The following is a 15,526-nucleotide window of genomic DNA, read 5'->3' as shown; positions in this document are numbered from 1 at the left end:
TTCAAACTTCACCACGGTTTCAATGAACTGCTCGGTCTTGCCGCTGTACAGCGCATCGATCAGGGGTTGGTATTTGTCGGCGATAAAACCGCGCCGCACCTTGTTGGTCCGGGTCAGCTCGCCATCGTCGGCGTCGAGCTCCTTGTGCAACACCAGAAAGCGGCTGATCTGCGAGCCCGCGAGCAGCGTGTCAACACTCAGGTCGGCGTTGACTTTTTCAATACACTCCCTGATCAACTGGTACACCTCTGCCTTTTGCGCCAGGTCGGTATAACCGGCGTAGGGCAGGTTGCGCCGCTCGGCCCAGTTGCCCACGGCTTCAAAGTCGATGTTGAGCATGACGCACACTTTCTCGCGGCCGTCGCCGTAGGCCACCACCTCCTTGATGTGGGGGAAAAACTTCAGCTTGTTCTCCACATACTTGGGTGCAAACATGGCGCCGTCGTTGGCACCGCCGACGATGCGGCCGACGTCCTTGACGCGGTCGATGATTTTCAGGTGGCCACTGGCGTCAAGAAAGCCCGCATCGCTGGTGTGGTACCAGCCGTCGGCGGTGAGCACCTCGGCGGTAGCGGCCGGGTTTTTGTAATAGCCCTTGAGCAGCCCGGCGGACTTGACCAGGATTTCCCCGTTGTCGGCGACCTTGACCTGTACGCCCTTGATCGGCACCCCCACGGTGTCGGCACGCGCCTGGTCGTCCGGCTGCAGGCAGACAAACACGGCGGTTTCGGTCGAGCCATAAAGCTGCTTGAGGTTGACGCCTATGGAGCGGTAAAAAGTAAACAGGTCCGGGCCAATCGCCTCGCCGGCGGTGTAGGCGACACGTACCCGCGACAGCCCCAGGTTGTTGCGCAGGGGGCCGTACACCAGCAGATTGCCCAGCGCATAAAGCAAGCGGTCGCCCGCGCCCACCGGCGCGCGGTTCATCAGGCTGGGCCCGACCCGCCTGGCGACGTTCATGAAAAAATGAAACATGTGGCGCTTGATGGCGCCGGCGTCTTCCATGCGAATCATCACGCTGGTCAGCAGGCCTTCAAACACACGCGGCGGCGCGAAGTAGTAGGTCGGGCCGACTTCCTTGAGGTCGATGGTCACGGTGCTGGCGTTTTCCGGACAATTGACCACATAGCCGCAGCACAGCCACTGCGCGTAGCTGAAGATGTTCTGGCCGATCCAGGCGGGCGGCAGGTAGGCCAGCACTTCCTCGCTGCTGGTCAGTTTGTCGAACTCGGCGCCGGCTTGTGCCCGGTCCAGCAAGCTGTTGTGCGTGTGCACCACGCCCTTGGGGTTGCCTGTGGTGCCGGACGTGAAAAACATGGCGGCCACGTCATCGGGCTGCGCCTTGTCAATTTCCGCTCTGAAAAAACCGGGCTGTGCAGCAGCGAAGGCCTGCCCGCCGGCAATTAATGCATCGAGCGCGACCAGGCCGGGCTCCTCGTAGTTGCGCAGGCCGCGCGGGTCGTCAAAGATGATGTGGGCCAGCTGCGGGCATCGGTCGCGGATTTCCAGCAGCTTGTCGACCTGCTCCTGGTCCTCGACCATCGCGAAGCGGACCTCGGCATTGGTGATCGGAAACACGCATTCGGCGCCCACCGCGTCCTGGTACAGGGGGACGGCGATCGCGCCCAGCGATTGCACCGCCAGCATGGTGGCGTACAGCCGGGGACGGTTGGCGCCTATCACGACCATGTGCTCGCCGCGCTGCAGCCCGGCCTGGTGCAGACCACAGGCGATGTGCTCCACCAGCGCGGCCATGGTCGACCAGCTGTGCGCCTGCCAGATGCCGTATTCCTTTTCGCGCATGGCGGGCGCTGTGGGGCGCTCGGCAGCGTGCTTGAGCAGCAATCGGGGGAAGGTGGTCTGCATTCGGTACCTTGTCTCCAGAGTGGGGCCCGCTTTCCTGTGTGCCGGAACGACGGGTGGTTGAACTGGATACTAGGCCTGGGTTTGACGCTATGTTGTCGTTTCGACGACAATTTAGGGGTCACTCCTCCCCGGACTTTCCCGAAGGCTGTTTTCTGCCATGGTCCTCTCCCCCGACCTTCCCCTGCACAAGCGCCGCCGCGCTCCCGACCACGGCGAGCTGGCCGGTATTCCCTGGCTGCAACTGCTGTTGCCCGCCGAGCGTGTGAAGGCCGTCGCAGAACTGAGCGTGGGGGACGCACTGCCGGGCGACTATGTGTGCCGTGTCGGCAAGCCTGTGACCTACTGGTTCGGTGTGGTTGAAGGGCTGCTCAAGATGAGCGCCGACAACGCCCAGGGTCTGACCATGACTTTTACCGGCGTGCCCCCGGGCGGCTGGTTTGGCGAAGGGACCGCGCTCAAACGCGAGCCCTACCGCTACAACATCCAGGCACTGCGCAAAAGCGTGGTGGCGGGTCTGCCGGTGGACACCTTTCACTGGTTGCTTGATCACTCGATCGGCTTTAACCGCTTCGTGATGAACCAGCTCAACGAGCGGCTGGGTCAGTTCATCGCCGCGCGCGAGATTGACCGCATGACCAACCCCGACCTGCGGGTGGCGCGCAGCCTGGCGGCGCTGTTCAACCCGGTGCTCTATCCCGGCGTCGGTGAGATCCTGCGCATCACGCAGCAGGAGCTGGCCTACCTGGTCGGGCTGTCGCGCCAGCGCGTCAACGAGGCGCTGGCCAGCCTGCAGGCGCAGAGCACGATACGCATCGAGTACGGTGGTTTGCGCGTGCTGGACCTGGCGGCGCTGCGCTCAAGTGCGTTTGTCTGTAAAAAAGAGCCCTAGCCCTTTTCCCACATGCGTCTATAGCTATCAAATTGATAGTATTCCAAGGTCTGACCCGAGGGCGTATCGCGCTGCCACCCTAAAATAAGCGACTCCATGGCTGAACCCACTTCCCCCAAACCACCCGCCACCGGCGCTGTGCGCATACGCGCGGCCGCCGCTGCGCCTGCCGGCGCGCCCGGCGCTTCCACCGGCAGCACCGTTCGCCTGAACAAACGCATGGCCGAACTCGGCCTGTGTTCGCGCCGCGAGGCCGACGACTGGATCGCGCGCGGTTGGGTCCGCGTGGACGGCCAACCGGCGGTGATGGGCCAGCCCGTGGCGTTGAATGCACGCATCGAGGTGGCGCGTGAAGCCGAGCAGCAGCAGCGCCAGCAGGTCACCATCCTCATTAACAAGCCGGTCGGTTACGTCAGCGGCCAGGCCGAAGACGGCCATGAACCGGCCGTGGTGCTGGTGCAGCCGCAAAACCGCTGGCGCGAGTGCAACAGCCGCATGCGCTGGGGCCATGAGCAACTGCGCGGCCTGGCGCCGGCCGGGCGACTCGATATTGACTCTATCGGGCTGCTGGTGTTGACGCAGGACGGCCGGGTGGCGCGGCAATTGATTGGCGAAGATTCGGAGATGGAAAAAGAATACCTGGTGCGTGTCAGTTACGGCGCGGAGACGGTCAATGTTCAGGCCGACTTCCCGCCGGAAAAACTCGCCCTGCTGTGCCGCGGTCTGAGCCTGGATGGTGAGCCTTTGAAACCAGCACGCGTCGAATGGCAAAATCCGGAGCAACTGCGCTTTGTCCTCAAGGAAGGCAAAAAGCGCCAGATCCGCCGCATGTGCGAACAGGTCGGGCTGTTTGTGACTGGCCTCAAGCGGGTACGCATTGGCATGGTCAACCTAGGCCATCTGCCGGTGGGCCAGTGGCGTTACCTGGCACCGCACGAGCGCTTTTAGCCTGCACATTCGTCATTGCGGGCTTGACCCGCAATCCACGCTGCGCGAACTTCCGCCGCTGGTTAATGAGGGATGGATGCCGGATCAGGTCCGGCATGACAGCCCTTCGAATTAACCATTGCACAATGTTAAGTTAGTCCTGATTCAGGAGCTGCATGCGCCCGTCGCTCTTGGGCCAAAGCCACTTTTCATTCATGAAGTCGCCGAAAAAAGCCGGTGGACGCTGCGCCGACTGCCCGCGACAATGGCGGCATGAGTTCTACCCCACCGCGCTGGCCCGGCATTCCTCCCTTGTCGGATTTGCGCAGCCACCTGCATCCGTCTGATCTTCAGGGCCTGGCGCAACTGGCCACGCGCGGCACGCTGGGCGTGACCGGCCTGGTCGAAAAAGTGCAGGGCAATGTTTACAAAACTGTTGCCGCCCCGTTTGGCGCTGCAGGGCGGGCCTTTGTGGACCGGGCGGCAGGCGCCTCGGGCGTCAAAAAGGCCGGCATCACCGGCCTGGTCTATGGCAGCGTCAAGGGCCTGACGCGCCTGGCTGGCGGCGCGGTCGATACCGTGCTTTCACAAGTGGCAACACGCACGCCGGTCCCCGCTTCATCGCCCCAGCGCGAAGCCATGCTGGCGGTGTTCAACGGCGTGCTGGGCGACCAGTTGCAGGAGGGCAGCAACCCGCTGGCCATCGCCATGAGTCTGCGGCATCAAGGCCAGCGCTTGCCGCTGGACAAAGCTGCACTGGCACAACGCCTGCCGCAGGCGGCCGGAAAAATTCTGGTGTTGGTGCATGGCCTGTGCATGAATGACCTGCAATGGCGCGGCGACGAAACGTCGTTGGAGGGTGGCCACGGTTACGCCGACCGGCTGGCGCGCGAGCTGGGTTACACCCCGGTTTACCTGCACTACAACACCGGCCTGCATACCTGCGTCAATGGCGGGCAATTTGCGGCGCTGCTGGAGAACTTGCTGAAAGTCTGGCCGGTACAGGTGGAGACGCTGAGCCTGCTGACCCACAGCATGGGTGGGCTGGTCGCACGCAGCGCCTGCCGCAGCGCGGCAGCGGGTGGCCTGCAATGGCTGGGCCGACTCAAACACCTGGTTTTCCTCGGTACGCCGCACCATGGCGCGCCGCTTGAAAAGGTCGGCAACTGGGTCGATACCGTGCTGGGCAGCAACCCGATGACCCGGCCCTTTGCAAAAATTGGCCAGATCCGCAGCGCCGGCATCACTGACTTGCGCTACGGCAATGTGCTTGCAGGCGACGGGCAGAACCCCGACCGCTTCGAAGCCGGGCCCGATACGCGCCCCCCGCTGCCGCTTCCGGCGGGGGTGCCCTGTTTTGCGCTTGCGGCCACCCTGGCCGCTGCCTCGGCCGATCTGTCCGGGCCGGCGCCACTCGAAGGCAAGCTGGCGCAGACACTTGGTGACGGGCTGGTGCCCCTGTCCAGCGCGCTGGGCCAACATGCCGAAGCCGGGCGCAGCCTGAACTTTCCGCCGGATGCGCAGTGGATTGCCTTTGAAACCGGGCACGTCGCGTTGCTGCACAGCCCTGCGGTATATGCCCAAGTTCGGCGCTGGCTGGCCTGAAATGAGCGCCGACATGAAGACGCGATAATCTGACCTTGAAATGTCATGACGACGCCCCTAACTCCAGGGGCGTCTGTCTTTTCCCACTCCTTTTTCAAGAACCTGGATCATGAGCAAGCAAACCCTTTCCTTTCAAGCCGAAGTTGCCCAGTTGCTCAAGCTGGTGACCCACTCGCTTTATTCCAATCCCGATATTTTCCTGCGCGAACTGGTTTCCAACGCTTCAGACGCCTGCGACAAGCTGCGTTTTGAAGGACTGAACAATGCGGCGCTTTACGAGGATGCGCCGAATCTGGAAGTGCGTGTCAGTTTCGACAAGGCCGCCAAGACCATCACCATCGCCGACAACGGCATTGGCCTGTCCGAGCAGGAAGCCGTGGAGCACCTGGGCACCATCGCCAAAAGCGGTACGCGCGACTTTGTGGCCAAACTCTCGGGTGACCAGAAAAACGACGCCCAGCTGATCGGCCAGTTCGGCGTCGGTTTTTACTCTGGCTTCATCGTGGCCGACAAGATCACCGTCGAAAGCCGCCGCGCTGGCCTGCCGGCGGGCGAGGGTGTGCGCTGGAGCAGCGCAGGCACCGGCGACTTTGAGGTCGAGACGATAGAACGCGCAGAACGTGGCACCAGCGTGACCCTGCACCTCAAGGACGATGCCACCGAGTACCTCAATACCTGGAAGCTCAAAAGTATCATCAGCAAATACTCTGACCACATCTCGCTGCCCATCCGGATGCCGAAGGAAGAGTGGAAAGAAGGCGAAAACGAGCAGCCCGGTGAAATGGCGATGACCGGCGAGTGGGAAACCGTCAATCAGGCAGCCGCCTTGTGGACGCGGGCGAAGAAGGACATCACGCAAGAGCAGTACGACGAGTTTTACAAGCAGATCAGCTACGACAGCCAGGCCCCGCTGGCCAGCACGCACAACCGCGTTGAAGGCTCCACCGAATACACCCAGTTGCTGTTTATCCCGGCCAAGGCACCCATGGATTTGTTCAACCGCGACAAGGCTGTCGGCGTCAAGCTCTACGTCAAGCGCGTGTTCATCATGGACGACGCGCAGGCGCTGCTGCCGACCTATTTGCGTTTTGTCAAAGGCGTGGTTGATTCATCCGACTTGCCACTCAACGTCTCACGCGAGCTGCTGCAGGAGAGCCGCGCCGTCAAGGCTATCCGCGAGGGCTGCACCAAACGCGTGTTGTCCATGATCGAGGATATGGCCGCCAACGAGCCAGAAAAGTTCGCCACTTTTTATGCCGAGTTCGGCGCCGTGCTCAAGGAAGGCCTGGGCGAGGACTTTACCAACCGTGAGCGTCTCGCCAAGCTGCTGCGTTTTGCGAGTTCGACGACCGACACCCTCAGTGTCGGATTTGCCGACTACAAAGCCCGCATGAAGGAAGGTCAGGACGCGATTTACTACATCACCGCCGACACCCAGGCGGCAGGCAAGAATAGCCCGCAGCTCGAGATCTTCCGCAAGAAGGGCATCGAGGTGCTGCTCATGACCGACCGGGTTGATGAGTGGGCGCTGAATTACCTGCACGAGTTCGACGGCACGCCGTTGCAGTCGGTGGCCAAGGGCGCGGTCGACCTGGGCAAGCTGCAGGATGAGGACGAGAAGAAGGCCGCAGAAGAAGCGCAGACCCTTCTCGAACCCCTGCTCGACCGGCTCAAGGAAGTGCTGAAAGACAAGGCTGCCGATGTGCGTGCCACCACACGCCTGGTCGATTCACCGGCCTGCCTGGTGGTGCAGGACGGCGACATGTCCACGCAGCTGGCCCGCATGCTCAAGCAGGCCGGTCAGGCCGCGCCCGAGGTCAAGCCGATTCTTGAGATCAATGCCCAGCACCCGCTGGTCAAAAAGCTCGAAGGCAGCGAACACTTCGACGACCTGGCGCACATTCTGTTTGACCAGGCCCTGCTGGCCGAGGGCGGTATGCCGGATGATCCGGCGGCTTATGTGAAGCGGGTGAACGCGCTGCTGCTCTGAGCGCGGCGCAACTGTTGGTTTTATCTCCGGTCGTTTATTGAATGCCTTGCTCTGAATTTGCTCCCATGAGGTCAAATTTGTAGAAAAATCAATGATATTGGAGAAATTTGTCCGTATGAGGTCAAAATTCGAAAACCTGCTGGAATTCTGATGTAATTGACCTTATAGGATCAAATTATGCAACTCCACACCAAAACATTGCATTCACTGGCGCAGCGCCTAAAACATGAGCGGCAGTTGCAGAATCTGTCCCGGGAACAACTTGCGGCAGTGTGCAATGTGAGTTCCTCCTTTATCCGCGATGTTGAAAGTGACCCCGGGCGCTGCTCAGCAGAGCGATTGCTCCAACTCGTCGAGGGGCTGGGCCTGAAGGTGACGATCAGCGGTTGGCAGAACGATATTCAAGGTGATATGCCGCACAACGATCCGTCTCAGAGGCCACCTGCATGATCCGCCTGCGCGTGTGGGCCAATGTCCGCCCCATGGGGTGGTTTGGGCATGAGGCGGGCGAATTCTTTTTCGAGTATGACGCTCAGTGGCTGGGGCAGCCGGGTGGCTATGTGTTGGCACCGCAGTTTCCCTTGACCCAAGGTCGTTTCACCGGCGCCTTGGTGCGCAGTTTTTTCGAAAATCTGCTACCCGAGGGGGCTGCGCTGGAAGACGTGGTGGCGGCGTTAGCCCTGCGCGACCCTTCCATGTTTGAATTGCTGGGCCAATTGGGTAAAGAATTGCCGGGTGTGCTGAGCCTGTTGCATGAAGATGCCCAACCGGTAATGCAGCAGCAATACATTTCCTTGCCCTATGACGTGCTGAGTGAGCGCATTCGCAGCCAGCGGCCGCTTCTTCTGTCCAATGAGCAGGCCACCATGTCGCTGGCCGGCGCGCAGGAAAAAATGGGGCTGCATTTTGACAGCCGTTCGAGGCTGTTGTCAGAAAGTATTGGCGCTTCGCCGACCACCCATATCCTGAAACCGGATACGCGCCAGCCGCGGTACCGGCCCAGCGCCATCAACGAATACGCCTGCATGAAGCTGGCGCGCGCGTTAAAACTTTCGGTCAACGATGTCTGGTTACTGCGTGTGCCCGAGGCGGTCTATCTTGTAGAGCGTTATGACCGCAAGAATGTGGCAGGCAATATCATTGGTTTGCACCAGTTCGACGGCTGCCAGCTACTGGGCCACGGGTCGGACTGGAAATACGAACGACAGGGCGGGCTGGTCAGTGTGCCCAAGCTGGTGGAAGCTATGCGTGGCCTCTCCGTACGCGGCAGCGACTTGCTGCAATTACAGCGCTGGGTAATGTTCAACTATCTGATCGGCAACGCCGACGCCCATGCCAAAAACCTGTCGATGCTGGTCGACGAAAAGGGTTTTCGCCTTGCGCCGTTTTACGATCTTTTGTGTGTGCGGGCTTATGGCGATACTGGGTTGGCGCTCTACATCGGTGACGAGGATACTTTTGACGCGGTTGGCGCGCACTCTTGGGAAGCCCTTTGCAGGGACTGCGGTTTTCGCCTGCCTGAAACCATAAAAGGGTTTAGAAAAATGGCGCTTGATTTTTTGCCCGCATGGCGAAAAACCCTTGAACGGGTAATCGGTGATACCGCGCCTACCGCACGGGAGCAGGCAATGCTTAAGCAAATGACTGCGGTTTTTGAGACTCATTGCGCTCATGCGTTGTCGATGACGGGCAACTGAGGCAGCAGCTCAGCGCCACGCATTAAATAAGCTTGGACTATTCCGGAAGCGGCTCGAAGCCGCCGGCGCTGCGAAGCCCGGCGGTTTCTTCGCTGGTGAGCAGCTCTATCAGCGCGGCGGCTGCGCGGGGCTGGGTAGCCTTGCTGCTGACGGCGGCGGTGTACACCGTGGCCAGTTCAAACTCTTTGGGCAGACTGGCCGCCAGCTGCACGCCTGGTGCAAAAATGATTTCGGTGGCCTGCGTGCAGCCGATCGCATTGGGCTCATCAGACTGCGCCAGCGCCTGCATGGCGGCGGCGCCGTTCGGGTGTGGGTGCAGTCGGCCGGCCATCTCGGTATCGACGCCCAGCAGTTTCATCACCTTCATGAAGTGGATGCCTGCCGTCGCCTTGACCGGATCGGGGAAATAAATCGCGCCGGCTGTCAGGAGGGCCTGCCGCAGCTGTGCCACCGTGGCGAGTGGCGGTGCAGCAGTGCCTTCTTTCACGGCGATGCCGGTAGTGACGAGGCCCAGCGGGCGCGCGCTGCCGGCGGTCACGTCGCAGCTTTCGGTCAGCTGCGTGATCAGGGTGCTGGTCAGGATGACGACATCGCAAGGCGCGCCGGCCAACAGCTGATCCTTCATCTTGCCGACCGCGTCGAAGCGCCCATCAATGTCGCAGCCACTCTGGGCGAGAAAGTGATCCTGCAGTGTGGTGACAAGTCCCCTGGCGGCGCCGCCGCCAAGCAAATGCAATGTGGTCATGGTGTTCCTTCTGCGGGCCTTCTCATGCCCACGCATATTTGTCTGCGGTCGGCGCTAGCGCTTGCCCCAAACTGTCACCATACCCGAACTCGCACACAAGGTCGCCCAAAGGGTCAGCACCTGCTTCAGGCCGCTGACGTCGCTGCAGTCAGGTGACGTCGTGTGCGTCGACAGCGATGGCATCGCCAGCCTGGAATACACCGCGCATTGAGCAGGTTTGCTCACACCAGTTTGCAGATCGGCTTCTTATTCCATACGCCGAAAAAATAGGCGGTCTGGTGAAGCAGAGCGATCACGAGACGCTCGGATGATGAGGGAAGGTCGGCGCGGCTGGCCCCCGGAGGTCAGGCCACCAGTGGCGCTTCCTGCATCGCTTCGGTCTGCTCTTCCAGCATGTCGACCTGGCCTTTCCAGTAGTCGCTGGAGCCGAACCACGGGAAGTTGATCGGAAAGATCGGGTCGTGCCAGCGCTGGGCCAGCCAGGCGCTGTAGTGCACCAGGCGCAGCGTGCGCAGCGGCTCGATCAGCGCCAGTTCGCTGCGCGGGAACTCGCGGAACTCCTCGTAGCCATCGACCAGCGCGCCGAGCTGACGCAGACATTGCGACCGCTCGCCGGACAGCAGCATCCACAAGTCCTGCACGGCCGGGCCGCTGCGGGCGTCGTCCAGGTCCACAAAGTGCGGGCCAGCGCCATCCAGGCCTTCAGGGGTCCACAAAATATTGCCGGGGTGGCAGTCGCCGTGCAGGCGCAACGAGCGGATGTCGCCGACGCTTTCAAACACGGCTTGTGCCACGTTCATCGCTTCTTCAAAGGCCTTGAGCCAGCGCGACTCCATGTCCAGCGGCAGGTAGTTGCCGGCCAGCAGCACCTCGCGGCTGGCATGGCCAAAGGTCTGCAGGTCCAGCGCCGGACGGTGCTTGAAGGGCTGGATGCTTCCGACGGTGTGGATGCGCGCGAGGAAGCGGCCAATCCATTCCAGCACGCTGAAGTCTTCCAGCTCGGGCCGACGGCCACCGCGGCGCGGCGACACGCTGAAGCTGAAACCGTCAAAGTGGTGCAGGGTGCTGCCGTTCAGTTCGAGCGCGCCAACCACCGGGATCTCTGCAGCCATCAGCTCGGCCGCGAAGGCATGTTCTTCGACAATCTGGGTGTCGCTCCAGCGCCCGGGCCGATAGAACTTGACGACCACGATGTCGCCGGCTGCGGCGCCCGTTCCGGCCGGGGCTTCCAGATGCACCTGGTAGACGCGGTTTTCGTAACTTGACAGCGCCATCAGGCGCCCGTCGCCCAGCAGGCCCACGCTGGCCAGCGCGTCGAGCACCACGTCGGGCGTCAGTTTTTCGTAGGCATGCAGCGCCTGGGGTGGCATCGCGGTCGGGGGCAGGTCGGTCAGTGGCAGGTCGGTCATGCCCCCATTGTCGTTGTTCCAGTCGCAAGCCTTGTTTATAAGTAAAAAGTGCCTCCAGCCCTTGACTGGTAAGCACAATCCGCTATAAAAAGAATAGCGTTTTCAGCTTTCTCAGAACGCCAGAATATGCCCGGTGCGCGGATCGCCCTTGCCGGCCAGCACCTGCTGGTAGGCGGCGGCCACGGCCGTCTCGCCCTTGTGCTGCTCCACCAGCAGCCAGGGCGCAGGGCCTTGCCCGACGCGGCTGGTGAAGACCTGCCAGGCCTTCACCAGTCGCTGGCCCAGGCCCTCGCGCCCCCAGTCGACGCTGCGCTTTTTGATCTGAGCCGGCGCAAAAAACAAGGTGGCACGCGGGCCGGGCAGGTCTTTGGCACCGCCGAGATCGCTCACATGCGTGCCGCCAATCGAGCAGCTGTACTTCAAATTGGCAAAGCGGCTGTGGATGGCATGGCGCAGTTTGGCGTTGCCGGCAAAGTCCACGTAAATGCAGGCCCGGTCTGCGGTGATCTGATCAAGCTGCTCATAGGTCAGCACGCGGCTGTAGCAGCCCAGGCTCTCGCAGAAAGCGACGTTGCCCGGCGAAGTCAGGCCAATAACTTCAATGCCTGGACGCTGCGCCAGCTGGAAGGCCGTGCCGTAGGCGGTTTTGCTCGACGCGCTGGACAGCAGCATGGTCCCGCCGGAGGCGCCGAAGAAGTCGTTGTCGGCGAGGAAGTCGTCGATCAGGAAGGAGGTGATGAACAGCGGCCGCAGCAGCGCCTGGATGTCCTCGGTCGTGGCCGTGTAAAACGGATCGTCGGTGCAGCGCAGGTACTGGTTGTAGACCGCGTGCAGCTCGCCGCGGTGCGGCGCACCGTCGTAAAAGCCGCTGCCGTCCAGGCGCACCGGTGTGAGGATCGCTTCGGAGGCCATCGGGAAATAGCCATACAGCCGCTCGCCGACCGCCACGCCGGGGTGCAGCGACTGCGCCACCGTCGCGAAACCCCACACAGGAATCGTGCCCCAGCCGTCTTCCCCGGTCGGGAAAAACTGCCAGTAGTTCATGGCATCGCCAAAGGCGGCGTAGGTGATGTTGTTGGAGGTCAGCGCAAACGCATTGACAGCCACGCGCACCTGGCCGTCGGCCAGCGGCGCGGCGTCGGCCGTGTGCAGCCGGGTATCGGAAAGCTGGTTTTTGCGAACGAGAAGGGTGGTGGTGCTCATGCCTGCAACTTAAACGAAAAAGCCCGCCGGCTCAACACCGGCGGGCCGCTTTGGCGACAGCGCATGACACCAAGCGCACGACCGTGGGGGCTCACACCAACGTGATGGTCACATCGATGTTGCCGCGGGTCGCGTTGGAGTAAGGGCAGACCTGGTGCGCTGCGTCAACCAGTTCCTGCGCAGCGGCGCGCTCCATGCCTGGCAGGCTCACGTCCAGGCGTACGGCAATGCCGTAGCCAGTGGGGACCTTGCCAAGGTCGACACTGGAGTCGATGGAGACGTCATCGGGGACGGCGATCTTCTTCATGCCGCCGATGGCCTTCATGGCACCGATGAAGCAGGCGGCGTAGCCTGCGGCAAACAGCTGCTCGGGGTTGGTGCCGGTGCCAGCGGTGCCGGGCGAGCTCAGCGTGACTTCCAGGCGGCCGTCGTCGGTTTTGGACTTGCCGTCGCGGCCACCGGTGGTGTGGGCCTTGGCGGTGTAGAGGACTTTGTCGAGTGTGGTCATGGTGTTTGCCTTTGGAAAATGCCCTGAGGGCGGGTAAAAAAAATGGGGTGGTTACGCCACCAGACGCTGGCGCAAGGCCCGCATCTGTTGCGTCAGACTCATCAATTCGGGGATGGAGCACTGGCTGGCTTCGCGGATGCAGCCCGGCACCCGGGCGGCTTTGGCCTTGAGCTTGCGCCCTGCAGCAGTCAGCGTGATGTGTACGCGGCGCTCGTCTTCTACCGCACGGATGCGCGAGATCAGGCCGGACGATTCGAGCCGCTTGAGCAGGGGCGTCAGCGTGCCAGAGTCCAGGTAGAGGCGTTCGCCCAGCTCAGACACCATCAGCCCGTCCTTTTCCCAGAGCACCAGCATCGCCAGGTACTGCGGGTAGGTCAGGCCCAACTCGTCGAGCAGCGGCTTGTACACCCTGGTCATGGCCAGCGAGGTGGAGTACAGCGCAAAACACAGCTGGTTGTCGAGCTGCAGCAAGGCATCGGTGTGGGCAGTCTTGTTGGGCATGGCATAACTATAACACGCAATTAAATTGTGTCCAATGTAAATGGGAGGCCTTGCTGCCGTCAGGGGTGGTGCGGACGCTAGACTTCAGGTCCATGCCCAAAAACAGCACTCCCCGCAGCGGCAAGCCTGCACGCCTCTCATCTCCCCCGGGCCAACCCGCGCAGGTGATCGAGGAAATCCGCCCCGGCCAGTCGATTGAGCTGCTCAAGGAGCTGCACATCCTGACCCGCGAAGGCAAGCTCAACCAGGACACACGGCGCAAGCTCAAGCAGGTCTACCACCTGTACCAGTTCATTGCGCCCCTGCTGGAGGAGACCGCGAAAGACGGCAGGCCCTTTACGCTGGCCGACCATGGTGCCGGCAAGTCCTACCTCGGCTTTATCCTGTACGACCTGTTCTTCAACGTGTCGCACGCGGGCGAGCCGCTCTCCGGGCGGATCTACGGCATCGAAACTCGCGCCGAACTGGTGGACAAATCACGCGAGCTCGCGCAGCGGCTGGGTTTTGCCAACATGTCCTTTCTCAACCTGTCGGTGCAGCAGGCCACCACTTCGGCCGAGTTGCCGCCGCAAGTGGATATCGTCACGGCCTTGCATGCCTGTGACACCGCGACCGACGACGCGATGGCCTTTGGCCTGGCGAAGCAGGCGCAGCACATGGTGCTGGTGCCCTGCTGCCAGGCCGAGGTGGCCAGCGTCCTGCGCCAAAACAAGGCACTCAGCCTGTCCAAAAACCCGCTGGCCGAGCTCTGGCGGCATCCGCTGCACACGCGTGAATTCGGCAGCCAGATCACCAACGTGCTGCGCTGCCTGCAACTGGAGGCCAGCGGCTATCAGGTCACGGTCACCGAGCTGGTGGGCTGGGAGCACTCGATGAAAAACGAGCTGATCATCGCCAGCCGCCTTGCATCCGGCTTCGGCGGAAAAACGCAGCAGGCGCAGGCCCGCCTGCGGGCCGTGTTGGCGGAGTTGAATCTGGGGGCGTTGACGGCGCGGTTCGACGTGCCGGCATGGTTGCCTGCTTGATGCAGGCGCGAAGTAGACGCGATATAGGTGGCCGTCCGGTCTGGCCTTTGCCTTAGCTCTGCTGGACAGGAAGCCGACCCTTGCTGAGCCGGGCGAGTGGCTTTTTTCGCATCAATCAATGTTGTCCACCGTGTCCGGATCAGGCACGTCGCCAATCGCCTCACGGGTCAATGCCCCTTGCACCAGCAGCCAGTCGCAGAAGGCCTTGATTTCCGGCCGGCCCGCGCTGCGCGGACCGACGACGAGCCAGTAGGCCATTGGCGAGTCCAGCCGCAAATGCGGCAGCGGCTCGATCAGATCGCCGCTGGCCAGGCTTTCGGCGATCAGCGGCAGGCGCGCCAGCACGATGCCCTGGCCGGTCAGCGCGGCCTGCACCATCTGGTAGGCGTAGTTGAAGTACAGCCAGCGCTTGCCTTCGAGCTTGGGCGTGCCATGCACTTCCAGCCAGCGCCGCCAGGTCAGCCACTCCATATGGGCAGCGTGTGAGTCGCCGGCCTCGATCAGGGCGAACTGGGCCAGGTCTTCCGGCTTTTTCAGGCGCGGCCCGCTTTTGAGCAACCAGGGGCTGATCACCGGCGTCAGCTGCTCGCCAAACAGGCGGATCGCGCCTGCCGACCCCATGCGGCTGGCCGGTCCATAACGCAGCGCGATGTCCAGGTCCGAGGTTTCCAGGTCCACCGTGGAGTCCGATGCATCAATGCGGATGTCCATGTCGGGGTTGTCGCGCTGAAAGCCCTCGAGCCGGGGAATCAGCCACATCGATGCGAAGGATGCAAAGGTGGTGAGCGCCACGCTTTTGCGGCCAGCGCTCTGGCGAATCTGCCGCACCGCGCCGTCGATGCGTTCCAGCGAGGGAATCACCGCGCGCAACAAGATACCGCCGGCACCCGTGAGCTCGACAGAGCGGGTGTGGCGGTGAAACAGGCTCAGGCCCACCTCTTCCTCAAGTGCCTGGATCTGGCGGCTCACGGCCGACTGCGTCAGCGCCAGCTCTTCAGAGGCGGCGCGAAAGTTCAGGTGCCGGGCGACGGCGTCAAAGGCACGCAGCTGGCCCGCAGAGATCGGCCGGGAGCGCAAATGGGTTTGTGAATGCAGCATGGTGGGGCGGCGGTTGATTGATGCGTTTATGGAATGAATAGCGTAGCGCGAATTCATTGGACT

At 62.2% G+C, this 15,526-nt stretch carries 14 protein-coding genes; 7 read left to right on the top strand and 7 right to left on the bottom strand.

The features are described from left to right. A partial coding sequence (locus tag ACESMT_RS10915; protein WP_372826614.1) for a long-chain fatty acid--CoA ligase occupies positions 1–1,866 on the bottom strand: 1,866 nt, incomplete at its 3' end. A 157-nt stretch (positions 1,867–2,023) separates the two neighbouring features. Here ACESMT_RS10915 and ACESMT_RS10910 point away from each other — a divergent pair. The 6 genes from ACESMT_RS10910 to ACESMT_RS10885 all read left to right on the top strand — a co-directional run bounded on the left by ACESMT_RS10910 (position 2,024) and on the right by ACESMT_RS10885 (position 8,974). Next, on the top strand, positions 2,024–2,755 hold the full coding sequence (locus ACESMT_RS10910; RefSeq protein ID WP_372826613.1) for a Crp/Fnr family transcriptional regulator: 732 nt from the start codon (positions 2,024–2,026) through the stop codon (positions 2,753–2,755). 96 nt (positions 2,756–2,851) lie between these two features. After that, a complete protein-coding gene (locus ACESMT_RS10905; RefSeq protein WP_372826612.1) occupies positions 2,852–3,703 on the top strand; it encodes a pseudouridine synthase in 852 nt (283 codons plus the stop codon). A gap of 252 nt (positions 3,704–3,955) precedes the next feature. Next, positions 3,956–5,287 carry an esterase/lipase family protein gene (locus ACESMT_RS10900; RefSeq protein WP_372826611.1) on the top strand — a complete coding sequence of 444 codons (1,332 nt, stop codon included), beginning with the start codon at positions 3,956–3,958 and terminating at the stop codon, positions 5,285–5,287. Positions 5,288–5,396: 109 nt separating this feature from the next. Continuing rightward, positions 5,397–7,277, top strand: coding sequence for a molecular chaperone HtpG (gene htpG / locus ACESMT_RS10895; protein WP_372826610.1), 1,881 nt, complete (start codon positions 5,397–5,399; stop codon positions 7,275–7,277). A gap of 177 nt (positions 7,278–7,454) precedes the next feature. Beyond that, on the top strand, positions 7,455–7,727 hold the full coding sequence (locus ACESMT_RS10890) for a helix-turn-helix domain-containing protein (protein WP_372826609.1): 273 nt from the start codon (positions 7,455–7,457) through the stop codon (positions 7,725–7,727). Next, positions 7,724–8,974, top strand: a complete 1,251-nt coding sequence (locus tag ACESMT_RS10885; protein WP_372826608.1) for a HipA domain-containing protein — start codon at positions 7,724–7,726, stop codon at positions 8,972–8,974. The genes ACESMT_RS10890 and ACESMT_RS10885 overlap by 4 nt, the downstream gene beginning before the upstream one ends. Positions 8,975–9,011: 37 nt before the next feature. Here the strand turns inward: ACESMT_RS10885 and ACESMT_RS10880 are convergent, their stop codons facing one another. From ACESMT_RS10880 to ACESMT_RS10860, 5 genes are all read right to left on the bottom strand, one after another. After that, positions 9,012–9,719, bottom strand: coding sequence for a molybdate ABC transporter substrate-binding protein (locus tag ACESMT_RS10880; protein ID WP_372826607.1), 708 nt, complete (start codon positions 9,717–9,719; stop codon positions 9,012–9,014). 344 nt (positions 9,720–10,063) lie between these two features. Then, a complete protein-coding gene (locus ACESMT_RS10875; protein WP_372826606.1) occupies positions 10,064–11,128 on the bottom strand; it encodes a serine/threonine protein kinase in 1,065 nt (354 codons plus the stop codon). Between the two features lie 111 nt (positions 11,129–11,239). Continuing rightward, positions 11,240–12,331, bottom strand: coding sequence for a DUF2855 family protein (locus tag ACESMT_RS10870; RefSeq protein ID WP_372826605.1), 1,092 nt, complete (start codon positions 12,329–12,331; stop codon positions 11,240–11,242). A 91-nt stretch (positions 12,332–12,422) separates the two neighbouring features. Beyond that, positions 12,423–12,839, bottom strand: coding sequence for an organic hydroperoxide resistance protein (locus ACESMT_RS10865; RefSeq protein ID WP_372826604.1), 417 nt, complete (start codon positions 12,837–12,839; stop codon positions 12,423–12,425). A 51-nt stretch (positions 12,840–12,890) separates the two neighbouring features. Further along, the gene (locus ACESMT_RS10860; protein ID WP_372826603.1) at positions 12,891–13,340 is read right to left on the bottom strand and encodes a MarR family winged helix-turn-helix transcriptional regulator; all 450 of its coding nucleotides are present in this window, start codon (positions 13,338–13,340) and stop codon (positions 12,891–12,893) included. Between the two features lie 92 nt (positions 13,341–13,432). Here ACESMT_RS10860 and ACESMT_RS10855 point away from each other — a divergent pair, with 92 nt between their 5' ends. Beyond that, positions 13,433–14,365: an SAM-dependent methyltransferase gene (locus ACESMT_RS10855; protein ID WP_372826602.1), complete on the top strand. Its 933-nt coding sequence runs from the start codon at positions 13,433–13,435 to the stop codon at positions 14,363–14,365. 111 nt (positions 14,366–14,476) lie between these two features. On the opposite strand, the gene ACESMT_RS10850 is transcribed toward ACESMT_RS10855, so the two are convergent. Next, positions 14,477–15,463 carry a LysR substrate-binding domain-containing protein gene (locus tag ACESMT_RS10850; RefSeq protein ID WP_372826601.1) on the bottom strand — a complete coding sequence of 329 codons (987 nt, stop codon included), beginning with the start codon at positions 15,461–15,463 and terminating at the stop codon, positions 14,477–14,479. Between the last annotated feature and the right edge of the window lie 63 nt (positions 15,464–15,526).

Source organism: Polaromonas sp., from assembly GCF_041689105.1.
Classification (GTDB): domain Bacteria; phylum Pseudomonadota; class Gammaproteobacteria; order Burkholderiales; family Burkholderiaceae_C; genus Polaromonas.
Note: the sequence above shows the minus strand (reverse complement) of the source record. Positions and strands in the feature narration are given on the sequence as shown.